This window comes from Desulfovibrio sp. 1214_IL3152 (assembly GCF_036763055.1).
Classification (GTDB): Bacteria; Desulfobacterota; Desulfovibrionia; order Desulfovibrionales; family Desulfovibrionaceae; genus Desulfovibrio.
The window spans coordinates 1-3,746 of record NZ_JBAIYW010000350.1; the positions used below are offsets into that span (position 1 = coordinate 1).

General features: G+C 58.2%; 2 protein-coding genes. Both read right to left on the minus strand.

The genetic code is table 11. The annotated features are described in order from the left end of the window. Window positions 1–78: 78 nt before the first annotated feature. On the minus strand, window positions 79–1,737 hold the full coding sequence (locus V6C07_RS07510; protein ID WP_333535746.1) for a ribonuclease J: 1,659 nt from the start codon (window positions 1,735–1,737) through the stop codon (window positions 79–81). Between the two features lie 33 nt (window positions 1,738–1,770). After that, a complete protein-coding gene (locus V6C07_RS07515) occupies window positions 1,771–3,201 on the minus strand; it encodes a TolC family protein (RefSeq protein ID WP_333535748.1) in 1,431 nt (476 codons plus the stop codon). Window positions 3,202–3,746: the final 545 nt, after the last annotated feature.

Consider the following 3,746-nt stretch of genomic DNA (forward strand, 5'->3'; position numbering starts at 1 on the left):
GCAACAGGCAGCACGGGCCGCCAAACCGAAAAAGGGCCTGCCGCGTCCTTTGCTGGACAACGACAGCCCTGAATCCCCTTACACTTCGCTGATGATAGGCACGACCACGGGATCACGTTCCAGCACACGGCGGAAGAAGCGCCGCAGCGAAGAGCGGATGCCCTCCTGCATGCGGTTGAGCTGCCCTGGCCGCGCGGCCTCAATCTCATCCAGCACGAGGCATTTGGCGTCTTCCAGCAGATGGCTGTAATGCTGCTCGAACACAAAGCCCTTGGAGATCATTTCCGGCCCGTGCAACACGCTGCCGGTTTCAGAATCCACCACCAGCACAACGATAACCATACCCTCATCGCCAAGAATGCGGCGCTCGCGCAGCACGGCATAGCCCACATCGCCTACGCCCTTGCCGTCCACAAGGGTACATTCCACAGGCACTTTCTGTTCAAGCCTGAAGGAATCCTCCAGCAGGGTCAAGGGCTGCCCGTCTTCCAGCAGAATGACGTTTTCTTCCTTTACCCCACACTCCACGGCCAGGCGGCCATGCTTGACCAGGTGCTGATACTCCCCGTGAACCGGCACAAAAAGTTTCGGACGCACGGCCTCGAACATCTCGCGCAGTTCTTCGCGCTGGGCATGCCCCGAAGCATGGATGGCGTGGACACTTTCATACAGCACTTCCGCGCCGATGCGGTACATTTCGTTAATAAGCTTCGCCACGGCCTTGGCATTGCCCGGTATCATGCGCGAACTCATGACCACCGTATCGCCCTTGCGCACCTCAAGCTGCCTGTGGCCGCCGAGCACCATGCGCGACAGGGCCGACAAAGGCTCGCCCTGCGCGCCCGTGACCACCAGCACGATCTGATTGTCCGGCAGGTCGGGAACCCCGTTATGGGCATTGAAAAAAGAAGGCGGCAACTTGGCAAAGCCCAGATCCCGGGCCATTTCGATATTATTGGCCAGTGACTTGCCGCTTATGACAACCGTGCGCCCGTATTCGCGCGCCAGATCGAAAACTTCCTGAATCCGCTGAATGTGGCTTGAGAAAAGCGTAATGACAATGCGGCCTTCGGCACTGGAAAAAATCTTTTCCAGCGAGTCCTTCACTTCACGCTCCGTAAGGGAGCGGCCCTCACGCATGACGTTGGTGGAATCCGAAAGCAGCAGGCGCGCGCCCTGCGGGCCGGCAAAGCCCCTGAAGACATCCAGGTCCGTGCCTGTGCCGTCCAGAGGATGGGGGTCAATCTTGAAGTCACCGCTATGAACCACACGCCCCACCGGCGTCTCCACCCCCAGGCCGAAACCTTCGGGAATGGAATGACAGACCGGAAAAAAATGAAACGTCAGGTCGCCCAACGGCAGCACAGTGCGGGCATCCACGGGGCAAAGTTCCACCCAGTCAAGAATTTCACGCTCGCGCAGCTTGTGCTCCACCAGGGCAAGGGTAAAACGCGAACCGTAAATGCGCGTGCCTTTCAGCTCGGGTACAAGCCAGGGCAAGGCCCCGATATGATCCTCATGACCGTGGGTGAGCACGATGCCGAGCAGCTTGTCCTTGATGGCGCTCACCGCGCCAAAGTGCGGGATGACCACGTCCACGCCCAGATGGGCGTCATCGGGAAACATGAGTCCGCAGTCCACCATGACCACGCCGCCGGCGGTTTCCCACAATTGGCAGTTAAGGCCGATTTCTCCAAGGCCCCCGAGGGGCGTGATGGTAAGGTAGGGTTCTTTCATTCCTCTATCGCTTGTGCTTGGGCGCGAAGCCGTTTACCGGTCGCGCCGCATCAGGTCAGGTTTAAATTCGCCCATTGCCACATACAGTTGGGACAGGGCTGTAAGATAGTCGGCCTTGGCGCCCGTGAGCGAAGCCTGGGCCGAAGTAAGTTTGGATGAGGCGTCCAGCACGTCAAAGTTCGTACCCACCTGTTCCTGGTAGCGGGCCAGAGCCACATTGTACGCCTCGGTGGCCTGCTCTACGGCCTTTTCGGCCACGTTGATGCGCTTTTCCGCCTCATGGACGGCAAGAAGCTTGGACTTGATATCGTAACCAACGTTAAGCTTCAGATTTTCAGCCTCATAGCGCATCTTGGTCACAAGCCAGCCCGCTTCCTTGTCAGCATAATAGGTCGTGCCCCACTGAAAGGCGTTCCAGGTGGCGCGTGCGCCCACTTCCCAGGTCTGCGTGCGGGAGCCGCTGGCGCCGTCCTTTTGCAGATCGGGGGTGTTGCCGCTCTGGGTTACATTATAATATGCCTCAACCTGCGGATAATAGTCGCTCTGCACAGCCTGCTGGCTCTTGCCGGCAATCTCCACAGACCTGGCGGCCATATAAAGGTCAGGACGCTGGCGGTACGCCGCCTCAAGGCACTGCTCAAGAGAGCGCGTAAAAGGCACATGGGCCAATTGCCCCGCATACCCGATTCCCGCCGTAGCCGAAAAACCCAGCAGTGTGTTCAGCTTCGCCAGACTGGTGTCACGGCTGTTTTCGGCCTTGATTACCGCATTTTCAGCCTGTCGCACATCGACTTCGGCCTGGAGCACATCCAGACGCGGGCGCAAGCCCACGTCAAAAAAAGCCGTGGTAATGCGCAACTGATCGCGCAAACGCGCAAGAGCGTCGCGCTCGCTGCGCACACTTTCTTCGTAGCGCAAGAAATTCAGAAACTGGGTCTGCACCTGCTCTGTCATGGCAAGCTCGGCATTGCGCAAAGCCGCTTTATCACTGTCGGCCTGCAAGGCCGCTTTCTGATAATTTGCCAGCAGACGAAATCCCTGAAAAACCGGCTGAGAAACCTCCACGCCCCAACTGTACGTACCCATTTTGGGCGGCTCGGCGTTGCGCACGGTACTGTCCCGTTCCTGTTTGGCAACAGAATAGCTCATGCCAAGCCTGGGACCAAAAGCCCCACGGGCTGACTTGCGGCTTTCCTCTGATGAGCGGCCCTGCGCCTCCTGCGAACCCAGGCTCGGATTATGCTCCAGGGCCTGATTCACGGCATCCGGCATGGTTATGCCGCGCACACCACCGGCTTGCCCGCTGGCGGCTTTCGCCTCTGCGCCGCTTTGGCCCCCAAGACTGCGCTGCCCCTGAAAAAGAGGAACCGCGGCCCCGGATGCCGCATTGCGACTTGCAGCAACGGAAGAGGTGCAGAAGAAAACAGCCAGAATAACAAGAAAAAAAGCAGACGAGCGAATCACTGAAACCGCCGTTCTTGAGAAAGTGACACGCGCCTTCAGGCCGGCGCATGGGAAGGACGAACATCGCATGGTTCTTCATACAACGCCCGGCACAGCATTGGCAATACAGCCCGGCCCGCCTTTATCGCCCGCCCCGGCGTCCTCATGGGGCGTGTCGCACAAAAGCGCGTCAGTCCCAGCTTTTCCTTATGACGGCTTGATATATATCCCATTGAAAACAAAAAATAAATATAAATTATGTTTCCACATTTTCGCCAGGTGTTTTAACAAAGCGCCATTTCAGAGTTTTCTTGCTGTTCCGCCGAAAAATCAGGGAAGAAACGAAATGCAGAGCACTGCCCTTCCCTGCGCCCTTTTTGCATGGATGCCGCCAACTCAAAAACAGAACGAGAGACATGGCAATCCTGGGGCTCCAATGTCCTGTTCAGGACGGCCGCCGGTCGCGCAGTGAGCCGGGTTGCCAAAAACCTGCCTTCATATAATATGGCGTGCGGCGCTCAGCATGCTGAAGCTTTTGCCAGGCGCACCCGGCGCGGCGCGCACGG